The sequence below is a fragment of the Vicinamibacterales bacterium genome (assembly GCA_035699745.1).
GTDB lineage: Bacteria > Acidobacteriota > Vicinamibacteria > Vicinamibacterales > 2-12-FULL-66-21 > JAICSD01.
Window position 1 is genome coordinate 50,304 of the sequence record DASSPH010000110.1, and the last position, 21,320, is coordinate 71,623.

The following is a 21,320-nucleotide window of genomic DNA, read 5'->3' on the forward strand; positions in this document are numbered from 1 at the left end:
TCTCGTGTTCGGCTTTGCAGGCGATGGTGCAGGCATGACATCCGATGCACTTTCGGAGGTCGATGGCGAAGCCGTAATTGGCCATGGAGCAGAAAAACTATATCGCATCCCGCGTGCGCCGAAACGCGGCGAGCGCGGCGGTTCGCTCCGACTCGCTCACGAGCGGAAAGGTCGCGAGCACGTGAATCACATCTTCCTCGCCGAGTCCATAGGCGATCGCCGCGAGCGCGTGAACCTCGGCGCGCGCAGCCTCGTCGTCTGCGGCGGCGCGCGCCAGCGACGCGATGCGCGTGAAGAGCACGGACTCGCGAGGCACTCTCGGCACCGGCAGCTGGTGGATGACGGCGGCAGGCACGTGCGTGCCGCCCCGCAGGCGCACCAGATAGTTGGCGGCAAAGCTGTTGAAGATCCCGCACAGAAACCACTGCAGCGTCTCGTCCACGCGGTCGCGCAGGCAGAAAATCGTATGCGTGGTGACGACGCGCGCCGGGATCATCGCCGCGATCAGTGTGAGCCGGTTGGTGGACGAGGCCACCTCGCGATAGCCGAGGCGCGGCCCTTCGAAGCGATCGCCGAGCAGCCGCGCCGCCGCCGCGGAGCCGATGAAGGCGCGCGCCTCTTCGACACGGAGACGATACGGATCGAGCAGCTTGCCTTCCACGATCGGCAGGCCCGCCGCGGCGAAGTTCGGCGCGTCGTCCGTCGCGTTCAGCTCGCGGCCGAACCGGACCCGCCAGCCATCGTCGCCGGCGAGCGCCGGAGCGAGCGTGAGGATGCGCGCCAGAATTGCGCGATCGCGCTCGTGCTCCAGGTCCGGTACGGCGAGCCCTTCGCCGCTGAACCGGCGCACGAGCGCCAGCGGCACGGCAATGGCCGACGGCACCGATCCCGCATCCGGCACGTCGTCCAGCGCGTCGGCGCTGCGAATGCCGCACCGCATCTGCAATGCGGCGGTCGACCCGGCGGCCGAAGCGGTGATCAGCGAGAACCGCAGACCGCGATGAATCGGAAACAGCGCGTCGCGATTGTCGAGTCCGAGCACGGCGTCCACCGCGAAGCCGTCGAACAGCCGCCGGCGCAGAGCCGCGCAGCCGTGATCGGCGAGCAGCCCCGACGGCATCAGCATGCCGACGCGTCCGCCGGGTCGCGTCAGTTGGAGCATTCGCTCGGCGAACAGTTGATACAGATTGGCGTGCCCCGTGCCCTGGAGCGCGTAGCAGCCGGACTCGCGGGAAAAGGCCGACAAGCCTCGGGCCGCCGCCCAGGGCGGATTGCCCACTACCGCATCGAAACCGGCCCGCTCGAGCGGCTGGCCCGAGGCGTCGAAGTAGATCTCGGGGAACTCGAGCTGCCAGTGGAAGAACCGGTGGGACGCGGCGAGTCTGGCGGACGCGTCCCTCCACCGTGCTTCCACGGCGGGAGGAAGACCCGATGCCTCGCCGCGCAGCGCGCTGCTGAACGCCGTCCAGGCCCGGCCGCCTGGCGCGGTCTCGCCGTCCGGCCAGAACCATGCCGCGCACCACGCGTCCGCGAGCACACGCCACGGCGCGAGAGGTCCGTGCTCCCCGGCGAGCCGGTCCATCGAGCGCTCCTTCCCTCTCACGACGGTCGCTGAGTCGTCGGGAGTCATGGCGAGCGCCGCACGCATTTCCACCGACGCTCCGATGCGGGCGACGAGCGCCTCGGCGTCGAACAAGGGCAGCGGCTGCCCTGGCCGCCGGCTGCCGCGGCCGGGCGGCTGCCGCGCCATATCCGCCGCCGACGCCCCGACCAGGCTGTTGCCGCTCCGCAAATGGTGATCGAGAAACGACAGCGGCCGGTCGGCGGCAAGCGTGCACAGCCAGAGCGACAGCCTGGCGAGCTGCACGGCCATGGGATTCACGTCGACTCCGTACAGGCAGCGCTGGGCCACCAGTCGTCTGAAACCGGCGCGATCGGCCGCCGTGAGGTCCGCACGGGAGGCCTCACCGCTCGCGATCAGCGCCTCCTCGTAGGCATCCGCCGTGAAACGGCACGCCGCCACCAGAAAGGCGCCGCTTCCCATCGCGGGATCGATGACGCGCAGGGACAGGATCTCCTGCGGTGAGCGGCCGCGCACCAGCGGCGCCAGCGTCCGGCGGACGAGGTACTCGGTGATGGCGCGAGGGGTATAGAAGGTGCCGGTCGGCTTGCGCCGCGGCTCGCCCGGTGTGAAATCCAGCACGCGCTCGTACACGGCGCCAAGCTGCTCGACGCCGAGATCGAGGTAGGAGATGCGCTCGCGGCGGTCCGCGCCCGGACGCGTCGTGACCGCCAGGAGCACGTCGCGCGCCACGCTGTCGTCGACGACGAACGAGTCCGCCAGTGGTGCGGCCGCCGGCGCGAAGAGCCGCCCGTTGAAGGGGACGACGTGCAGCGATCCCGCGGCGCAGCCGCGATGCGCGAGGCGAGCGATCGCCTGGAGCGACTGCCACAGTCCCACGGGTGCGGCGCGCGACTCGACGGCAGGTCGGAGGGACTCGATCGTGTAGCTCTCCCGATAGACCGGATGCCATTGGGGCACCAGGCCGCGCGCCTCCGCGAACAGCAGGAAGAGAATGCGGTAGACGACGGTGAGCGCATCGGCGAACGAGACGGCCGGATCGGGGGGACGTCTGCGTCCGCGCGCGAACCCATCCACCAGCCGCGCCAGCGCCTCGCGAACGCCGTTCTGCAGCGAGCGCCCGACGGCCGCGCAGTGACGGTCGGATGCGGCGACGATCCGTTCGAGCGTCGCAAGCGGCGTGTCGGCGTCGGCATCGAACAACCGCCGCGTGGCCGCAAGCGCCGTGTCATCGTCTTCCAGGCGCAGCAGATCGAGGTCGAGCGAACGCCGCGTGTACGCGCGCGTCGCGTCCACCAGGCGCGCGGTCGTGCCATTGCTGCCAATCCACCAGCGTGCACGGACTGGCGCGTCCCGTCGGGTGCGGCGGCGCAGCCGGTGGAGATCGGCTCCCCAGCCGCCCGCCGCCGCTACCGCTGCGGCAGTACTGCCGCGACCCGCAGCCGCGACGACCTCGGTCGAATCCCCGCGCAGGATCTGCACGTCCAAACCGAGAACGTTCAGGATCGGTCCGAGCTGATGATCGAAGATCTGGCGCGCCGTGCTCGCGGGGCCGAGCGCCCGCCGGGCCTCGGCCAGCGTCCGTCTCAGCGGCGCGATCCGCGCGTCGAACGTACCGAGCTCCTCCAGCAGCTCGACGGACGCCAGCGAACCGCCGATGCTCTTCAGCGCCACAGAATCAGCACCGCCGAGACGCCGCAACTCAGATGCAGGGGCCGCGATCGTTCGAGGCGCTCGATCTCGCCGAGGTGCGTCTGCCGCAGCCGATCCTCGGTCGTGACGATCCGCGCCGCTTCCGCCAGAGCGCGGCGGTCGAACAAGCCCGGCTGAACCGCGGCGCGGTCGCGCGGCCGATCGCTCAGCTCCCGCTCCCGCGCGGCCATCGCAGCTGCCGCCGCGTCGTGCGCGTCGCAGACGCCCGCGAACCAGACGTCGACGGCAGGAAGACGCGAGGTGTTCAGCCGCTCGATGACCGGCGCCGCGGCGCGGCGCACGTCGCCGGCGGTGCAGGGCCGGCAGGGACTGGCCTCGAGATGCAGCAGGAACTGGCGCACGGCGACGGGGAAGCCCTCGATCGTTCGCGCGGTACACGACAGGGCAGCGACGTACCCGGGCGGCGGCGTGCCGGCTCTCGCACGCATGCTGCTGACGAGGACGTTCCGGCCGCTGTCATCGCGCGTCCCGGCGATGCGGCGGTGCGCCGCGATCTGACGTGCGGCTTCACCCGACCGTCCCGGATCGCCATCGTGACGAAGGATCGCCACGGTGTCGTTCTCCCGGCCGTCCGGCAGGGCCTCGACGGCATCGCCGCCGATGACGATCCCGGCGGTGCGTGCGTCGTCGAGAAACGCGCCGAGACGGTCGTCCGCCCCCAGCGCGGCAACGATGCGCGAGAGCCGCCGCGCGAGGTTCCCGATCACCAGATCCTCGGCGGTGTCGCGGGCGGTGAGCGTCAGCGCATGGACCGTGCGCCGCTGCCCGATGCGATCGACGCGGCCGATGCGCTGCTCCAGTCGTGCCGGATTCCACGGCAGCTCGTAGTTGACGACCATCCGGCAGTGTTCGTGAAGGTTGAGTCCCTCGGCCGCCGCGTCGGTCGCGAGCAGCAGGCCGCCCTCGGCATTGAACCGCCGTTGAACGGCGGCGCGATCCGGCGAGGCGAGCCCGCCGTGCAGCTGCAGCGATGGCGGGAGAGCGGCCGCGATCTGCAGCAGCGTGTCGCGATATTCGGTGAAGACGACGAGCGATTCGCGCGGAACCCGCCCGACCAACCGGCGCAGGTAGCGCAGCTTCGAGTCGGTTCCGGCGGCGGCGTCTGCCGCGGCGATGAGGGCGGCCAGGCAGCGGTGCTCCCGTGCTGCGTCGGCCAGCCCCGGAGCCGCCAGCGAGCCGGGCGCGACCTCGTCGTCGAGCGGATCATCGTCTTCGAACAGCGCCAGTTGACGGGGAATCCTGCCGCGCCCCTGCAGGAGCGCGAGGCGCCGTCGCAGCGACTGCGCGGCCGCCGCCGGCGACGACAGCGCCCTCTTGCGCAGGATCGTGACCGCAAGCCTGGCGGCGTCGCGGTCCGCGAGCGGCTCGTTCCACACGTCCCGGCTGTAGCGCTCGAGCAGCCGCTGAAAGCGCCCCTCGACGCCGGAGGTGCGCACCCGCGCGAACCGGTGCCGCCGCCGGCGCGCATCGCCGACGTCGGCGCGCGAGCGCCGGAACATCAGCGGCGGCGCCGCCGCAGGAGTCGCACCGATCGACGCGAGCGACGCGAACGATCCCGGGGTCCCCGAATATGGCGTGGCGGTGATCGCAACGACGCGGCGCGATCTCGCCGCAAACCGCTGCAGCGCGGTGTGACGGTCGGTCGGCGCCGCGGCCGTGTGCGCTTCGTCGACGACCAGCAGATCCCAGACATGCGAGGCGATCCCCTCCGCTACGTCGGGCCGCTTCAGGAAGTCGATCGATCCGACATAGATGCCGGGCGCCGTCCACGGGCTCGAGTCGCCGGGAATGTCCGCGACCGTGTTGCGCAACCAGCGCGCGTCGACCACGGAGAGCTGGAGGTTGAAGCGCCCGGCCAGTTCTGACGCCCACTGGTGCCGAACGCCCGCCGGTACGGCGAGCAGGATCCGCGCGTCGGGATCGCGCGCCAGGACGTCGCTCACAATCCACCCGGCCTGAATCGTCTTGCCCAATCCCACTTCGTCGGCGAGCAGCAGGCGGCAGACGCCTCCCGCGGCCGCAACCGCGGGCGCGAGTTGAAAGGCGATGAGATCGGCCGAGGATCGCCTGCTTCGAGGGGTCAGCGGGTCGATCGTGCGCGCGGCGTCTCGAAGCACCGACGCCGCCCAGACACGCAGACGAACGGCGCGCGGCCGCCGCTGATCGGCGCAGACGGCCGGCCGGTCGAACGGCCACAGGAGAATCCGCCTGGTGCCGTCCGCCTCTCGCGTGAGGTGGAGTTCGTCGCAATCGGTGTGGCGGACCGTCGTCTCGAGCCGACACCGATGGCCGCGCGCCACGACCCAGGCCCCCGCACTGAGCGCACGTGGCAGCGGCTGCGATGGCGCAGGAAAGGCGTCTTCGCGCGTATTGCGATCGTCGATCGAATTTGCCGGCATTTCCGCGGGGTGGCGATCTGCGCCGCCCGGCGGATGGCAATGGACGTGCCGCGGCCCGCGGCCGATTCGGCGTCGCGCGGGCTACGCGGACGCCTGGACCGCGTCCTGGTCCGGCGATACCGGCACCCGAACGCGCCGAATGCGGACCCCGCGCGCATATGCGACCGAGGCGACGGTGGATGGCACTGCGAGCGACGAGATCAACGACCGCACGTCGTCGCTCGTTACGGCGGCCCCCTTCACCGGGCGCGGTGCGTCGCTGCGCGCCCACCGTGCCAGCGGGCCGAGACGATCGCGGCCGCTGCCGTCCGACGGCCTGGACCGCTGCAGCAGATCCTGCAGGTGAACGCGTCCGGTGAGCTTCGGCAGGCGGTCCGCGACCGCCTTCGGTCTCGGCGCGTCGGCCGGCCTGGCGCTCTTCTTCGCCGGCGCCGGCGGTGGCGCGGACTCGGCAGGCGTGTCGGTCTGCGCCGCGACCGGTCGCGGCGCCTTGGCCGGCGGCTCATCGGCCCTGGCCGGAACGGCAAGGGCGGACGTGAACGCCTCCAGGGTGGGCGCGATCGGCGGCTGGATCGCCACCGGCTCCGGCGGCGGTTCTGCCGCGGCCGGCTTGACGATCGGCGGCTCGAACGCCGCGGGCTCGACGATCGGTACATCCGCCGCGGGCCTGACGATCGGTTCGTCGATCGCGGGCATGATGATCGACGGCGCCTCCGCAGCCGGGGCGGTGACGACGGGTGCCGGTGCCGGTGCCGGGGCGGGCGCGGGCCCGCGCTTGTGAGCGGCCGGCTTCTCGGACGACTTCGACGACCGCGAGGACGATGCCGGCTTCCATTCGAACGGGGAAGACCACGCCGACTCCGGCGCCGCCGGCTCCTCGGGATCCGCGGTCGCCGCCTGCGACGGGACCGCAGGGCCGGGACGGTGCGCCTGCGCCGTGTACGACGTCTGCGCCAGCAGCAGCTTCTTGTCCGCCGCCTGCTGCAGGTAGACGCGGATCTCGTCCGCGAACAGATCGGGATCGCATCCGGAGACCTGCGCCGGGTCCTTCTTGCGGCGGAAGGCCGAGAACAGGCCGCGCGAGCCGGTGTCGTCGCCGGCGTCGAGCGACGAGGCGAGCTGCGGAATCGTGTGCGTCTGCAGGTGGCCGGCGTGCTCGAGCGTCTTCAGGTGCGCGATCAGTTCGTCTTCGTCACGCGGCGACAGCAGCGCGCTGAGCAGCAGCACGTCCGGCATGCTGGTGCGCATCGCCTGGATCGCCGCGTCCCGCGAGTCGACGACGACGACGTCGGCGAGCGCCTTCTCGCGGACGATGCGTTTGACGATGGCGGCCTGGCGAAGATCGGGCTCGATCGCGAGTACTAGCGGCTGCGGCACTTAACTCTTGACCATGAAGATCGTCAGCACGATGCCCACCGTGGCGAAGACCACCAGCGGTGCGTTCTCGATGCTCTGATACTTCGCCGCGGTCCACAGCGCGTCGACGAGATCGGAAACGCGGCTGCTCAAGGGCGCGACGCTCGCCGTGCTGCTCATGAGTCCGGACACGTGGTCGCGCACGCGGGCGTCGACCGACACCAGGGCGAACATGATCCCGGCGAAGACCACCGCGGAAAGCGCACCCTGACGCTTTGCGAATTGCAGGTTCATAGCGGTTTCCCCCTCTCAGGGCTCGCATCCTTTAATCGCAAGTGACGTGCCGTCGGCGGATCGCGCGAGATCCGGCGGAAATCCGCACATGTGCGCGATTGGGGCCCGGCGCCGCGCCCGGCGAACCACGAAATTCGCGTCGGCGGATACGAAACTGGCGTGGCGGCGGGCCGCCGGCGGGCGCCGCCCGGCGCACGAACCGGCCGGTGGGGATCGCCGCAACTCACGGACGTGAAGGATGTTGCAGGCACATCGCACCGGCGCGGCACCGCCCGTGGCACGTCGGTTGCGATTAGGGGGGCTGCGACGCGGCGTGGTGCCGCGCAGTTCAACCAACGCGTAATGCGGCCCGCGCCGCACATCGCACCGCCCCCGCGGTGCACAACGTCCCAGGAGGACTCATGCAGCTCGTTAACTTTGCGAAGTCGTTCGTTCGTAACGAAGAGGGTCAGGACCTGCTCGAGTACGCGCTGCTCGTGGCGCTCATCGCCCTCGTGGCGATCGCGGCGGTCACGGCGGCCGGCGGTTCCGTGAAGACCATCTTCCAGACCATCGCCGACAAGCTGGGTGGAGCGGCGGGCGCGTAATAGCGCACCACGCAGCGAGGCCGGGAGCGTCACGCTCCCGGCCTCATTTTTCGAGGAGTCAGCCGATGCCGTCACCCAACGCCGTTGACACGCTGCTGCGAATCGCCAACGAGAAGTTCCCGACCTCGGAAGAGGGGCAGGACCTGCTCGAGTACGGATTGCTGGCGGCCTTGATCGCGATCGTCGCGGTCGGCGCGGTCGGCACGCTCGGCCAGACCATCTACAACGTGTTCTGGCAGAGCATCGGAGCCAATTTCTAGAGTCATGGTGCCAGTCCTCGTCCTCACGCTCGGGCTCGCGACCGCCGTCTACACGGACGTCCGTACGCGGCGGATTCCGAACTGGCTGACCGGCTCGATCGCCGGCGCCGGATTCGGTCTCGCGTTCGGCGGCGGCGTGGTGACGCCGATGCAGGCCGCGCTCGGGCTGCTGACGGGACTGCTGCTCATGATGCCGGGGCACCTGATTGGTGCGACCGGCGCCGGCGACGTGAAGCTGATGGCCGCGGTCGGCACGATGCTCGGACCCGACCTCACCTTCCGCGCCTTCCTGTATTCGGCGGTGGCGGGCGGCCTGTTCGCCCTGGCCGTGGCGACGCAGCGCGGCATCCTGGCGACGACGCTGCAGGACGCCGGCCGCCTGGTGACCTCTCCGGCAGGCGTGCGGAAGGCGATCGAGTCGCCGGCCCGCGCCAATCGCTTCGCCTACGGACCGGCAATCGCGACGGGAACACTGATCTCCCTGATGGTGGCCAAATGAAACGCATCCGCAGTGAAAAGGGCGCGGCGCTGATCGAGGCGGCAATCACCGTTCCGATCATCCTGCTCATCTCGGTAGGCATCTTCGAGTTCGGCCGCGCCTACCAGACGCAGCAGGTGCTGGTGAATGCCGCCCGCGAAGGGGCGAGACTCGCGGTCATCGAGGGGTCGACCGACGCCCAGGTGCGGGCCCGCGTCAACGACTACCTGAGCCTCGCCGGCCTGAAGACGCTGGGCGACGACAAGATCCCCATCAACCGGACGACCGCGGTGACCGGCACCGGGACGACCGGTTCGTCGGTCGAGGTCCTCTATCCGTTCGAGTTCATGGTCCTCAATCCGGTGGTGAAGCTGATCGCCCCCACCGACACCAAAACCGGCGCGCCGATCACGATGAAGGCCGCCACAGTGATGCGGAACGAGTAACCGAGGGACATATGCGCAACCGAATCTTTGCCGTTCTCGCGCTGGCAGTAATCGCCGGCGGAGGTCTCGCTTACGGGACCTACAACGCGATCAACACGCAGCCGGTCAAGACGGTCACCGCGCCGACCCAGCCCGTGGTCGTGGCGGCGGCGGATCTGCCCCTCGGCGCCGAGTTGAAGAAGGAAGACCTGACCGTCGTCAACTTCCCGGTCGGCGCCGCGCCCGAAGGCGCGTTCGCCAAGCCGGCCGACGTGCTCGGCCGCGGGCTGATCGTGTCGATGGTCAAGAACGAGATCGTGCTGAACGCCAAGCTCGCCTCGAAGGAAGCGGGCGCCGGGCTGCCGCCGGTCATCCCCGACGGCATGCGCGCGGTGTCGGTGCGGGTCAACGAGGTCATCGGCGTCGCCGGCTACGTGCTGCCGGGCACGCGCGTCGACGTGCTCGCGACCGCCAGCCCGAACGGCTCGCCGCAGGATGCGACCTCCAAGGTGATCCTCTCCAACGTGCAGGTGCTCACCGCCGGCACCCGGATGGAGCAGGACCAGGAGAAGGGCAAGCCGATGCAGGTCACCGTGGTGACGCTGCTCGTCTATCCCGAGCAGTCCGAGCGGCTCGCGCTGGCCAGCACGGAAGGCAAGATTCAGCTCGCGCTGCGCAATCCGCTCGATACCAGCGCCCCCGAGACCCCCGGCATCAAGCCCGCCGTGCTGCTCGGCATGACCAAGCCGGCGGCCCGTTCGGCGGGCCCGACGACCAAGACCGCGCGCAAGACGCCTGGACCGGTGACGAACGACGTCCCGGTAGCGGCTCCGCTCCCGACCGTTGAAATCATTCGCGGCGACAAGCGCTCGTCCGAGGTGATCAAATGACGACGCGCCAATCACAGCAGCAGCCTGGAGGACCCATGACATCCCGTCGCCGCGCCGCGAGAGTCGCCGCGCTGGTCATCTACATCATCGTCGTGCTCGTGGCGACGCCGCAGGCGCAGCAGCCGGTGGCGTTCGCGAGCGGCTCCGGCGTCATCGCCGCCGGGCCCGAAGCGACGACCACGAGCGCGACTGCCGTCGATCTGCTGGTCGGGCGATCGACGATCCTGAACGTCGGCTCGGCGATCGCGCGCGTCTCGCTGACGGTGCCCGACGTCGCCGACGCGATGGTGACCGCGCCGTCGCAGCTCCTGATCCACGGCAAGACGCCCGGCACGATCTCGCTGTTCGTGTGGGACCGCGCCGGCGGGATCAAGACCTACGAGGTCAGCGTCCGCCGCGACCTGACCCACCTCATCGCCCAGCTCAAGGAGCTGTTCCCCGGTGAGCCGCTGACGGTGATGGGCAGCGGCAAGGACATCGTGCTGTCCGGCACGGTCTCGAGCAAGTACGTCATCGACAAGGCCGCGGAAGTCGCCGGCGGCTACGTCGAGAAGAAGGAATACGTCGTCAACCTGCTGAAGCAGCAGGAAGGCGTGGCCTCCAACCAGGTCATGCTGCGCGTGCGCTTCGCGGAAGTGAGCCGCAGCGCGCTGCAGGAGCTCGGCGCGTCGTTCGTCGCCAACGGCTTCAAGAACGACTGGTACGGCCGCACCTCGACGCAGCAGTTCCCCGCCCCGGATTTCGACTCCGATCGTCCCGGCGGGCTGACGTTCAGCGACTACCTGAACGTGTTCCTGTTCAACACCAAGCACGGCGTCGGCGCCGTGATGAAGGCGCTGCAGTCGAAGGGGCTGTTCCAGAGCCTCGCCGAGCCGAACCTGATTGCGCTGAACGGCAAGGAAGCCAGCTTCCTCGCCGGCGGTGAGTATCCCTACCCGGTGGTGCAGTCGGGCGGCAACAGCAACGCCGTCACGATCATGTTCAAGGAGTTCGGCGTCCGCCTGACCTTCACGCCGACCGTGCTCGGCGGCGATCTCATCAACCTCAAGGTCCGGCCCGAGGTCAGCTCGCTCGACTTCGGCAACGGCGTCAACATCTCGGGCTTCCGCGTGCCGGCGCTGTCGACGCGCCGCACCGACACCGAAGTGGAGCTCCAGGACGGCCAGACGTTCGCCATCGCCGGTCTGATGAACAACACCGTCTCCTCGACGATGTCGAAGATTCCCGGCATCGGCGACATCCCCGTGCTCGGCTATCTGTTCAAGAGCCGCGCGTATCAGAAGCAGCAGACCGAGCTGGTCGTGATGATCACGCCGTCGATCATCCGCCGCGGGTCGGCGGGCGTGTCGCAGGGGCTGCCGACCGCGGTCGAGCCGTATCTCGGCGCGCCGTCGAAGCGTCTGCCGCAGCCTGATGCGTACATCGGCTCGCCGCGCTACCCGGCGGCCGGACAGCAGCCGCCGCGCACCGGCGGCGACGCGGCGATGGCGCCGCAGGCGCCCGTGCCGCAGTACGCCGCGCCGAAGCCGGCGAGCCCGGCGCCGATGAACGCCGCCCCGGCGGCGAACGGCGCCGCCGTGCGCGAGGCGTCCCCCGCGGCCGCGATGCCGATGCAGGTCGAGACCGCGCCGGCGCCGAAGGTCGATCCGGCGCGTCTCCGCGACGAGCAGAAGAAGGCCGCGGAGGCGCAGAGGAAGGCCGCCGAGGATCGGGCGGCCGCCGAGAAGAAGGCGGCGCAGCAGCGCGAGCGCCAGAAGAAGCTCGACGACGAGCGCGCGAAGCGCGAGGCCGCCGTCGCCAAGAAGAACCAGGAGGAGGAGCGGAAGCGTCAGGCCGAGCTGCGGAAGCACGAGAAGACGCTCGCCGAGGCCGCCGCCCGCCTGAAGCAGGCGCAGGAAGCCTACCAGGCCGAAGCCAAGAAAAAGGGCAACCAGTAAGACGCCTCCCGGGAGGAGAACCATGCGAGTCAATCGCGTCCGGAAGTTTGCCGCCGACGAATCCGGGTTCTCCCTGGTGTTCGTCGGGCTCGGCTTCATGGGATTCATGGCCGCCAGCATGCTGGCGATCGACGTCGGCATGCTGATGTCGGCGCGCAGCCAGGCGCAGAACTCCGCGGATGCCGGCGCGCTCGCCGGCGCGACCTCGCTGGCCTTCGACGACTGGTACGATCGCACGCCCAGCGGACCGGCGGTCGTGAACGCCAAGGCCACCGCCAAGGCCAACCTGGTCCAGGGCGGCGTGCCCACGGTCGAAGACGCCGACATCGTGTTCCTCAACGATCCCGCGGGCGAGCCGAATCGCGTGCAGGTCACGGTGCACCGCACGGTCAATACGCTGATCGCGAAGTACTTCGGCATCGAGACGGCGAACATCAACGCCGTGGCGACCGGCGAAGCCTCACCCGCGAACGCCATGACCTGCGTGAAGCCGTTCACCATTCCGGATCGGTGGATCGAGAAGAACCCGGTCACCAAGGAGTGGCAGTCGTCCGACGACTTCAGCCGCTACGACAAGAAGGGGAACGTGCTCACGCCGGCCGACGTGTACGAGCCGGCGTATCTGCCGCCGGACTACAAGGTCAAGAACCCGAACTACTCCGGGTACAACTCGGAGAAGTTCCGCGGCGAGAAGCTGGTGCTCCGCGCCAGCAACGGCACGAAGATTCAGTCGAGCTTCTACTTCTCGCTGGCGATGACCGACGACACCGGCGGCGACGACTACGAGTGGAACATCGCCAACTGCAACAAGAAGATCTATCGCTGGAACGATCCGCTGGTCCAGGAGCCGGGCGCCAAGGAAGGCCCGACCGTGCAGGGTATCGAAGCGCTGATCGCGAAGGATCCCGACGCGGTCTGGGACGAAGGCACGAAGTCGGTGAAGAACAGCAAGTACGGCGAGGGGCGCCAGAGCCCGCGCATCTTCCCGATCCCGCTCTACGACCCCGACTACTACGACGAAGGGCACCAGACCGGCCGCGTCGCCTCGCTGCGCACGGCGAACTGGATCGGGTTCTTCGTCGAGTACGTCGGCGCCGGCAGCGAGATTCACGGACGGATCATTCCCATCGGCGGCATCCGGGACCGGACGATGACCACCGGCACGGCCGACATGCCCAAGGCGATTCGGCTGGTTCAGTAACTCATGGCTCAACTCACGGCGCAGGTCATCAGCTACGACGAAGAGTTCAAACGCCAGGTGGCGCGGTTGATCCGCGCCTGCGGCGTTCCCGTCGGCATCGTCGAAGGGCGGTCGGCGGAGGGTATCGGTCCGGACCTGGTCGTGGTCGACATCCGTTCGGACTCCTCCAGCGGCCTTGCCGCCATCGAGCGGCTGCGCGCGAGCAGCGCCAGCCTGGCCATTTTCGCGGTCGCCGCCTCGGCCGAGCCCGACCTGATTCTTCAGTCGATGCGCGCCGGGGCCAACGAGTTCTTTCCCTGGAATGCGCCCGAGGGATCGCAGCAGGCACGCGCCACCGAAGAGACGTTTCACGGTGCCGTCCGGAAGGCCGCGGCACGTCGTGAGGCGGCGTCGGCCGGCGCGAAGCCGCCCTGCGTCACTCACGTGTTCCTTGGAGCGAAAGGCGGTGCTGGCACGACGACCGTCGCGGTGAACTGCGGCGTCGAGCTGGCCCGTCTCACCAAGCGGCCCACCATCGTGGTGGACCTGAAGAGTTGTCTCGGCGAGGTCGCGCTCTTCCTCGGCGTGCGGCCGCGGTTCACCGTGCTCGACGCGATCGAGAACCTGCACCGTCTGGACAAGAACTTCCTGGCGGAGCTGGTCGCGAAGCACAAGTCCGGCCTCGACATCCTGGCCGGTTCCGAGCAGTTCGATCGTCCCAACGCGCAGGACGCCGGCGCGCTCGAGGAGCTGCTCCGCGTCGTCGGCAAGGCCTACGACTACGTCGTGATCGACGCCGGCAACGTGATCAACTCGACCAGCGCCGCCGCGCTCTACGCCGCGGACACGATCTTCCTCGTCACCAATCCCGACGTGCCCTCGATCCGCAACGCCCAGCGGCTGGTGGATCGGGTCCGGCAGCTCGGGGCGGGGAGCGAGCGGGTGAAGATCCTGCTCAATCGCGTGTCCGAGAACAATCTCATCGCGCCGAAGCAGATCGAGACGGCGCTCGGCTACGGCATTCACCACACGTTCTCGAGCGACTACCGCACGGTCTCGACGGCGCTGAACTCGGGCGTGCCGCTGGCCCTGACCAACAGCACCGACCTCGCCAGCCAGTTCGACAGCTTCACCCGCCAGCTGGTCGGCATGGCCGAGGAATCCAAGGTCGAACCGGAGCGCAAACGCGCGTCTTTCCTGGGGATGTTCTAAATGATCGCGACGGCATCGACCTCGAACATCGCACCGCGGCCCGGCTACCTCGAGCTGAAGGCCAACGTTCACCGCAAGCTGCTGAACCGGCTGAATCTCGAGGCGCTCGCCTCGGCGGACCGCTCGCGCGCCGAGTCGGAGATCCGCACCCTGCTCTTCGAGCTGATCGCGGAGGAGGGGACGCCGCTCAGCATGAGCGAGCGCGAGGCGTTCTTCGCCGACGTCATCGACGAGGTGTTCGGCCTCGGCCCGCTCGAGCCGCTGCTGCGCGACGCGTCGGTCAGCGACATCCTGGTCAACACCTACAAGAACGTCTACGTCGAGCGGCAGGGCAAGCTCGAACGGCTGCCGACGACCTTCCAGGACGATCGGCACCTGATGCGCGTCATCGACCGCATCGTCAGCGGCGTCGGGCGCCGCGTCGACGACAGCTCGCCGATGGTCGACGCCCGTCTGGCCGACGGCTCGCGCGTCAACGCCATCATCCCGCCGCTGGCGGTCGACGGCCCGCTCCTCTCGATTCGCCGGTTCCCGGCCGAGCGGCTGAAGGCGCACGACCTGGTGAACATCCGCTCGATGACCCGGCCGATGCTCGAGTTCCTCGAGCACTGCGTGCGGGCGCGGCTGAACATGCTGATCAGCGGCGGCACCGGCGCCGGCAAGACCACGCTGCTGAACGTGCTGTCGGCGTTCATCTCCGAGCGCGAGCGCATCGTCACCATCGAGGACGCGGCGGAGCTTCAGCTGCACCAGGAGCACGTCGCCCGGCTCGAGACGCGTCCGCCGAACGTCGAAGGCAAGGGCGCGATCAAGCAGCGGCAGCTGCTGGTCAACGCCCTGCGTATGCGTCCCGACCGCATCGTCGTCGGCGAGACCCGAGGCGAGGAAGCGCTCGACATGCTGCAGGCGATGAACACCGGCCACGACGGATCGCTGACCACCGTCCACGCCAACACGCCGCGCGACGCGCTGTCGAGAATCGAGACGATGATCGCGATGGGGGCGACCAATCTGCCCGAGCGGGCGATGCGCCAGCAGATCGCCGCCGCGATCCAGATCGTGATCCAGCAGTCGCGCATGAGCGACGGCACCCGCAAGGTGACCAGCATTTCCGAGATCACCGGCATGGAAGGGGACACCATCACCATGCAGGAGATCTTCCTGTTCGAGAAGCTCGGCGTGAACCAGGACGGCAAGGTCCTCGGCCGGTTCCGCGCCACCGGCGTCCGCCCGAAGGCGTGCGAGCGCCTGAAGGCCTCCGGTATTCATCTGCCGCCTGACATGTTCGAAGGCGTCGTCGAGGTGCGGTAATGGTTGCGGTACTCTCGACCTTCATCCTCGGCGCCGGCGTCGTGTTCGGCGTCTACCTGCTCATCACCAAGCTGCCCGGCTATCTGGCGCAGCGGAAGCTGAACGCGCGCCTCGAGCAGCTGACGACCGCGCCCGAGTCCACCCCCGAGGAGGCCGGCGGGCAGCTCGTCAAGGAGAAGCACGAGGGGCTGCTGCCGGGTCTCGACCGCATGGCGGCCGGGACGACGCGCGGCTCCGCGCTCGCGACGTGGATCGAGCAGTCGGGGGTGCGGGTCAGCATCAGCGGGCTGCTGCTGATTGCGTTCGCGTCGGCGCTGGTCTTCGGCTTCATCGCCTCGGCGGCCCTGCGGATGGCGATTGGCTGGCTCGGCGGCGGCGCGCTCGGGTTCGCCATCCCGTTCGTGTACCTGCGGGTGAAGCGCACGCGCCGTCTGCGCGCGTTCGAAGAGGCCTTCCCCGAGGCGCTCGACCTCATCTCCCGGGCGCTGAAGGCCGGCCACGCGTTCGCCACCGGGTTGAAGATGGTCGCCGACGAGATGCCGGAGCCGATCGGTCCGGAGTTCCGCAAGACGTTCGACGAGCAGAACTTCGGTCTGCCGCTCAAGGACGCGCTGGCGAACCTCACGGTGCGGATCCCGCTGCTCGACGTGCGGTTCTTCTCGACCGCGGTGCTGATCCAGCGCGAGACCGGCGGCAACCTCTCGGAGATTCTCGAGAACCTGGCGCACGTGGTCCGCGAGCGGTTCAAGATTCTGCGCCAGGTCCGCGTCTACACCGCGCACGGCCGTCTGACCGGCTACGTGCTGCTCGGGCTGCCGGTGTTCCTGGCGATTGCGCTGGCGTTCATCAACCCCGAGCACATGCAGCTGCTGTTCACCGAACGGCTCGGTCACATGATGCTCGGCGCGACGGTCATCATGCAGACCGTCGGGTACTTCTGGATTAAGCAAGTCGTCAAGATCGAGGTGTAGCCGTGTCGTCCATCATTCCGGTGTTGTGGTTCGCGTTCGGCACGGGGCTGGTCCTCGCCCTGGCGTACGCGCTGGCGCCGTCGCGCGCCGCGGCGATCGATCGCCGGCTCGAAGAGCTGACGATGGCGCGGGACGAGGAGCAGAGGCCGCGCTTCCAGTCGCTGATCGCGATGTTCAAGCGGCTCGGGGAGCGGGCGCCGAAGTCGCCGAAGGAGATGGGCAGCCTGCGGCTCCGCCTGGTGCAGGCCGGGTTCCGCCGCGACGAGGCGCTGACGATCTTCTTCGGCATGCGCGTGACGTTCGCGCTCGGACTGTTCTCGCTGTTCGCCGGCGGCATCTTCGCGCGGCCGAACATCACGATGGCGCTCGGCGCGCTCGGCCTCGGCTACATCCTGCCCGGCATGGTGCTGGCGCGCATGGCGAAGCGCCGCGCCCACCGCATCCGCCTGTCGCTCGCCGACATGCTCGACCTGCTCGTGGTCAGCGTCGAGGCCGGCCTCGGTCTCGATGCGGCGCTGCAGCGCGTCGGCCAGGAGCTGGCGTTCGCCTATCCCGAGCTCGCCGACGAGCTGCGGTTGATCAACCTCGAGCTGCGCGCCGGCAAGCCGCGCGCCGAGGCGCTGCGGAACCTGGCGGATCGCACCGGCGTCGACGACCTCTCGTCGCTCGTCACGATGCTGATCCAGACCGACAAGTTCGGCACCAGCGTGGCGCAGTCGCTGCGCGTCTACTCGGAGACGCTGCGCACCAAGCGCCGGCAGCGCGCCGAGGAAGCGGCGGCCAAGACCGGCGTCAAGATGGTGTTCCCGCTGGTCGTCTGCATCTTCCCGGCGATCTGGGTCATCACCATCGGCCCGGCCGCGATCAAGTTCGTCACCGTGCTGTTCCCGATGGTGGAGAAGGCGCGATGAGGCGGATGGTGGCGCGCAACACCAGCGTCGGCAAGGTGCTGGCGGATCGCGTCGGCGTCGCCGACACGCGTGCGACCCGGGCGGTCGGCCTGCTCTCGCGGAGCGGCCTCGAGCCCGGCGAAGCGCTGTGGATCGTGCCGAGCCGCGGCGTGCACACCTGGGGAATGCGCTTCGCGATCGACGTCCTCGCGCTCGACGAAGCGGGCACGGTGATCGACTGCGTCTCGAACCTGAAGCCGTGGCGCCTGCGTCTGCCGCGCCGCGGCACCGCCGGCGTCCTCGAGCTGCCCGCCGGAACCCTGGCCGCCTCCGGTACCGCGGTCGGCCATCAGGTGCGGCTCGAAATGGCGGAGGCCCGCGCATGACCCCCCTCGCAGCGACCGCGGCGATCGATTCGACCCCGGCGAGTCCCGCGCCGCCGATGCCCCCGGCGCCGCCGGCGTCGATCGGCGACACCGGACTGCACCCCGACACGCTCGCGCAGCTGATGCTGAAGACGCTGATCGCCGGGGAGATGAGCGGCACGCTGCTCGCCGAGAGCATGCGCCTGCCGTACTCGGTGCTCGACGCGATGCTGCAGCACGCGCGCGTCGAGAAGCTCGTCGAGGTGCGCGGCGCCAGCGGCGCCGGCACGGCAGGCTACCGCTACGTGCTCACCGATCTCGGGCGCGAGCGCGCGATGCAGTTCCTCGACATCAACCGCTACGTCGGGCCCGCGCCGGTGTCGCTGGCGGACTACAACGCCTACGTCCGCGCCAGCATGGCGGCGCGCCCGTGGATCGACAAGGACCGCCTGTCGCGCGGGTTCGAGAGCCTGGTGGTGAACCAGGCGATGTACGAGCGGCTCGGGCCGGCGGTCAATTCGGGCAAGTCGCTGTTCCTCTACGGCGCCCCGGGCAACGGCAAGACCGTCGTCGCGGAAGGGATCGGCCGGGCGCTCGGCACCGACATGCACATCCCGCACGCGATCGACGTCGACGGCCAGACGATCACGATGTTCGATCCGGTCAGCCACACCCGGACCGGTGTGCCGTCGGCGGCATCCAGCGTCATCTCCGTCGCCGTCTACGATCGCCGCTGGGAGCAGATCCGGCGGCCGGTGGTGGTGGTCGGCGGCGAGCTCACGCTCGAGATGCTCGACCTGACCTTCAACCCGATTGCGAAGTTCTACGAAGCGCCGATCCAGATGAAGGCGAACTGCGGCGTGTTCGTCGTCGACGACTTCGGCCGCCAGCGCATCCCGCCGCGCGACCTGCTGAACCGCTGGATCGTCCCGCTCGAGAGCCGGGTCGACTACCTGACGCTGCACACCGGGCGCAAGTTCGAGATCCCGTTCAACGTGTTCATCATCTTCGCGACCAACCTGCAGCCCGAGTCGCTGGCCGACGAGGCGTTCCTCCGCCGCATCCCCTACAAGATCCGGGCGCAGAACCCGACGGTCGAGGAATACGGCAAGATCTTCGAGCTGAACTGCCGCAAGCGCGGCCTGCCCTTCGACGCGGTGATGGTCGAGTACCTGCAGCGCGCCTACTACGAGCGCCGCAAGATCCAGATGCGCGCCTGCCACCCGCGCGATCTGATCGAGCAGGTCGTCGACATGTGCCGCTACCAGAACCGCGAGCCGGTGATTACGCGCGACATGCTCGACGCCGCCTGCGGGAACTATTTCCTCGAAGAGAGCGCGTCGCAGAGCAAAGAGACCGCCCTGTCATGAGCCTGGCGCTCACGCGCACCCAGACCGCCTACCGGGTGGAGCCGGAGCGCTCCCGCCCGCGCGCCGCGCGCCGCGACTACGGCGAGCTCGCGGCAAAGGTCTTCATCCTGACGCTCTTCTCGGCGATGGCCACCGCCATCGCGCAGGATTTCGCGCAGACCGGCCACGTCACCGGGCTGCTGCTGCTCGTGAGCGAAGCGCTGGTCGTCGCGCTGACGCTGATCCGCCGCACCGCCGCCGTCGTCGATCGCAGCTGGAAGGCGCGGATCCTGACGGCCTTCGCCACGTTCGGACCGCCGCTGGTCCGGCCGGCCGGCGTCGCCGTCGCGCCGGAGTTCCTCACCATCGCGATCTCGGCCTGCGGCCTGATGATCGTCGTCTTCGGCAAGCTCTCGCTGGGCCGCAGCTTCGGCCTGACGCCGGCAAACCGCGGCGTGGTCAGCACCGGGATGTACCGCGTCGTCCGCCACCCGATCTATCTCGGCTACCTGATCACCCACCTGGGTTTCATCATCGCGAACCCCGCGGGCTGGAACCTCTCCGTGCTGGTGGTCGCCGACGTGGCGTTGATGCTCCGCGCCATGTGCGAAGAGAAGACGCTGGCGCTCGATCCCGAGTATCGCGCCTACATGGATCGGGTGCGCTGGCGGATCGTCCCGGGCGTGTTCTAATCCCCCTTCTCCAATCGCAGCATCGCCACCGTCGCCCCGAGATGTGATTCGGGCGCGTCGTGGAACGCCGCCACCATCGGATGGCGCTCCAGCACCGATTGCACGATCCCGCGCTGGATGCCGGCGCCGCGGCCGTGAACGAGACGGACCTCGCGCAAGCCGGCCTCGTGCGCGGCCCGGATGTATTCCTCGACCACCGAGGGGATATCCCTGGGGTGGAACGCGTGCAGATCGAGGCTGCTCTCGATCGGGATTCGATGGACGCCCACGCCGAGATCTCCGGCCGTCAGGCGGGAGATCCCCCCTTCTCGTAGGTCGCGGTGACCGAGGTCGAAATCCCGCCGCGCGCGGTGAAGTCGCCGACGACCGTCATCTTCCGGGGGGCGCAGGCGGCGACCAGATCGTCGAGGATCTGGTTGGTGACCGCCTCGTAGAAGATGCCCTTGCTGCGGAACTCCAGCAGGTAGTACTTCAATGCTTTCAACTCGATGCAGAGACGGTCGGGGGTATACGCGATCCGGATCTCGCCGAAATCGGGCAGGCCGGTCTTGGGACACACCGAGGTGAATTCGGGACAGCGGATGGAAATCTCGTAGTCGCGGCCGGGCTGCGGGTTGGGGAACGTCTCCAACGACATCAAAAAAGTGTAGCATTCATGCGGGTATTTCGCGGGTCGGCGATTGACACCGCAAAACCGCGCGCTATAGGATACGAGCCTGATTTTTTGAATTTTCCTCCGCTGCCTCCGCAACGCGCGCGCGGCTCAGGCGGGATTTCGAGGAGCGCGCCCAAGCAAGGGGAATAGCCGATGGCAGAGGCCCGCAGGATGGGCAAATCCGAACTGTTCTCGCACTTCGCGGATCGCTTCGAGGTCAAGCGGACGCAGGCCCGCGAGTTCTTCGACGAGCTGAACGTGCTCGCCGAAAAGGAGCTGAAGCGCTCCGGCGAGTTCGTGCTGCCCGGGATGGTGAAGCTCGTCGTCCAGAAGCGCAAGGCGCGGATGGGGCGCAACCCCGCGACCGGCGAGCAGATCAAGATCCCCGCGAAGACCGTGGTCAAGGCGCGGATTGCGAAGCAGCTGAAGGACGCCGTCCTTCCGAAGAAGTAGCGCACGGCCTCGGCGCGTCGGACGAACACTGACAGGCCGGACGTACGTCCGGCCTGTCGCACGTACCGCTACGCCGCCACCGACGGCGCCTTCGAGGCGAGGGCCCGGCTGTAGATCGTCGCCGGCGCCAGCCGCGCCACCCGGGCCTGCAGGCTCGGCAGCGAGTCGTCGTCCAGGATGATGCGGTCCTCGGCGTCGAGGATGACTTCGCCGCTGAACCGCCGCGCGCCGCGCGCGGTGCGGTGTTCGAAGTAGTGCACGACGTACGACTGCCCGTCGACTTCGACCTGCGCCGTCTGCACGAGCTTGCGGAACATGGTG

The 21,320-nt window shown here is 69.1% G+C and carries 22 protein-coding genes; 15 read left to right on the forward strand and 7 right to left on the reverse strand.

The genetic code is table 11. The annotated features are described in order from the left end of the window. Positions 1-97: 97 nt before the first annotated feature. The 4 genes from VFK57_25830 to VFK57_25845 all read right to left on the reverse strand — a co-directional run bounded on the left by VFK57_25830 (position 98) and on the right by VFK57_25845 (position 7,344). On the reverse strand, positions 98-3,256 hold the full coding sequence (locus VFK57_25830) for an N-6 DNA methylase (GenBank protein HET7699166.1): 3,159 nt from the start codon (positions 3,254-3,256) through the stop codon (positions 98-100). Continuing rightward, the gene (locus VFK57_25835) at positions 3,247-5,595 is read right to left on the reverse strand and encodes a helicase-related protein (GenBank protein HET7699167.1); all 2,349 of its coding nucleotides are present in this window, start codon (positions 5,593-5,595) and stop codon (positions 3,247-3,249) included. Before VFK57_25835 ends, VFK57_25830 begins: the two co-directional genes overlap by 10 nt. A gap of 180 nt (positions 5,596-5,775) precedes the next feature. Continuing rightward, on the reverse strand, positions 5,776-7,071 hold the full coding sequence (locus VFK57_25840; GenBank protein ID HET7699168.1) for a hypothetical protein: 1,296 nt from the start codon (positions 7,069-7,071) through the stop codon (positions 5,776-5,778). Next, a complete protein-coding gene (locus VFK57_25845) occupies positions 7,072-7,344 on the reverse strand; it encodes a hypothetical protein (protein HET7699169.1) in 273 nt (90 codons plus the stop codon). A 401-nt stretch (positions 7,345-7,745) separates the two neighbouring features. Between VFK57_25845 and VFK57_25850 the strand changes: the two genes are divergently transcribed. The 14 genes from VFK57_25850 (at position 7,746) to VFK57_25915 (ending at position 19,891) form a co-directional block, all read left to right on the forward strand. Next, on the forward strand, positions 7,746-7,931 hold the full coding sequence (locus VFK57_25850; GenBank protein ID HET7699170.1) for a Flp family type IVb pilin: 186 nt from the start codon (positions 7,746-7,748) through the stop codon (positions 7,929-7,931). A 65-nt stretch (positions 7,932-7,996) separates the two neighbouring features. Beyond that, a complete protein-coding gene (locus VFK57_25855; protein ID HET7699171.1) occupies positions 7,997-8,191 on the forward strand; it encodes a Flp family type IVb pilin in 195 nt (64 codons plus the stop codon). A gap of 7 nt (positions 8,192-8,198) precedes the next feature. Continuing rightward, the gene (locus VFK57_25860; protein HET7699172.1) at positions 8,199-8,690 is read left to right on the forward strand and encodes an A24 family peptidase; all 492 of its coding nucleotides are present in this window, start codon (positions 8,199-8,201) and stop codon (positions 8,688-8,690) included. Then, positions 8,687-9,115, forward strand: coding sequence for a TadE family protein (locus tag VFK57_25865; protein ID HET7699173.1), 429 nt, complete (start codon positions 8,687-8,689; stop codon positions 9,113-9,115). Before VFK57_25860 ends, VFK57_25865 begins: the two co-directional genes overlap by 4 nt. Positions 9,116-9,126: 11 nt before the next feature. Then, positions 9,127-9,984 carry a Flp pilus assembly protein CpaB gene (cpaB, locus tag VFK57_25870; GenBank protein HET7699174.1) on the forward strand — a complete coding sequence of 286 codons (858 nt, stop codon included), beginning with the start codon at positions 9,127-9,129 and terminating at the stop codon, positions 9,982-9,984. 35 nt (positions 9,985-10,019) lie between these two features. Next, entirely contained in the window at positions 10,020-11,921 is a 1,902-nt protein-coding gene (locus tag VFK57_25875; GenBank protein ID HET7699175.1) for a pilus assembly protein N-terminal domain-containing protein, read from the forward strand. A 22-nt stretch (positions 11,922-11,943) separates the two neighbouring features. Next, a complete protein-coding gene (locus tag VFK57_25880; protein HET7699176.1) occupies positions 11,944-13,122 on the forward strand; it encodes a pilus assembly protein TadG-related protein in 1,179 nt (392 codons plus the stop codon). Positions 13,123-13,125: 3 nt separating this feature from the next. Next, the gene (locus tag VFK57_25885; protein ID HET7699177.1) at positions 13,126-14,313 is read left to right on the forward strand and encodes an AAA family ATPase; all 1,188 of its coding nucleotides are present in this window, start codon (positions 13,126-13,128) and stop codon (positions 14,311-14,313) included. Next, the gene (locus VFK57_25890) at positions 14,314-15,624 is read left to right on the forward strand and encodes a CpaF family protein (GenBank protein ID HET7699178.1); all 1,311 of its coding nucleotides are present in this window, start codon (positions 14,314-14,316) and stop codon (positions 15,622-15,624) included. Next, positions 15,624-16,595 carry a type II secretion system F family protein gene (locus VFK57_25895; GenBank protein ID HET7699179.1) on the forward strand — a complete coding sequence of 324 codons (972 nt, stop codon included), beginning with the start codon at positions 15,624-15,626 and terminating at the stop codon, positions 16,593-16,595. Before VFK57_25890 ends, VFK57_25895 begins: the two co-directional genes overlap by 1 nt. A gap of 2 nt (positions 16,596-16,597) precedes the next feature. Next, positions 16,598-17,506 (forward strand): type II secretion system F family protein, encoded by a 909-nt coding sequence (locus VFK57_25900; GenBank protein ID HET7699180.1) that lies wholly within the window; start codon positions 16,598-16,600, stop codon positions 17,504-17,506. Further along, positions 17,503-17,871: a DUF192 domain-containing protein gene (locus VFK57_25905; protein HET7699181.1), complete on the forward strand. Its 369-nt coding sequence runs from the start codon at positions 17,503-17,505 to the stop codon at positions 17,869-17,871. Before VFK57_25900 ends, VFK57_25905 begins: the two co-directional genes overlap by 4 nt. After that, positions 17,868-19,220 (forward strand): hypothetical protein, encoded by a 1,353-nt coding sequence (locus tag VFK57_25910; protein HET7699182.1) that lies wholly within the window; start codon positions 17,868-17,870, stop codon positions 19,218-19,220. Before VFK57_25905 ends, VFK57_25910 begins: the two co-directional genes overlap by 4 nt. Beyond that, entirely contained in the window at positions 19,217-19,891 is a 675-nt protein-coding gene (locus tag VFK57_25915; protein ID HET7699183.1) for a methyltransferase, read from the forward strand. The genes VFK57_25910 and VFK57_25915 overlap by 4 nt, the downstream gene beginning before the upstream one ends. Here VFK57_25915 and VFK57_25920 read toward each other — a convergent pair. Together VFK57_25920 and queF are read right to left on the reverse strand one after the other, a co-directional pair. After that, on the reverse strand, positions 19,888-20,160 hold the full coding sequence (locus VFK57_25920; GenBank protein HET7699184.1) for a Smr/MutS family protein: 273 nt from the start codon (positions 20,158-20,160) through the stop codon (positions 19,888-19,890). The two genes, VFK57_25915 and VFK57_25920, sit on opposite strands and share 4 nt — an antisense overlap. Before the next feature lie 17 nt (positions 20,161-20,177). Then, on the reverse strand, positions 20,178-20,528 hold the full coding sequence (gene queF, locus VFK57_25925; GenBank protein ID HET7699185.1) for a preQ(1) synthase: 351 nt from the start codon (positions 20,526-20,528) through the stop codon (positions 20,178-20,180). Positions 20,529-20,699: 171 nt separating this feature from the next. Between queF and VFK57_25930 the strand changes: the two genes are divergently transcribed. Beyond that, positions 20,700-20,999 carry an HU family DNA-binding protein gene (locus VFK57_25930; GenBank protein ID HET7699186.1) on the forward strand — a complete coding sequence of 100 codons (300 nt, stop codon included), beginning with the start codon at positions 20,700-20,702 and terminating at the stop codon, positions 20,997-20,999. A 68-nt stretch (positions 21,000-21,067) separates the two neighbouring features. Here VFK57_25930 and VFK57_25935 read toward each other — a convergent pair whose 3' ends face one another. Next, a complete protein-coding gene (locus VFK57_25935) occupies positions 21,068-21,316 on the reverse strand; it encodes a hypothetical protein (protein HET7699187.1) in 249 nt (82 codons plus the stop codon). Between the last annotated feature and the right edge of the window lie 4 nt (positions 21,317-21,320).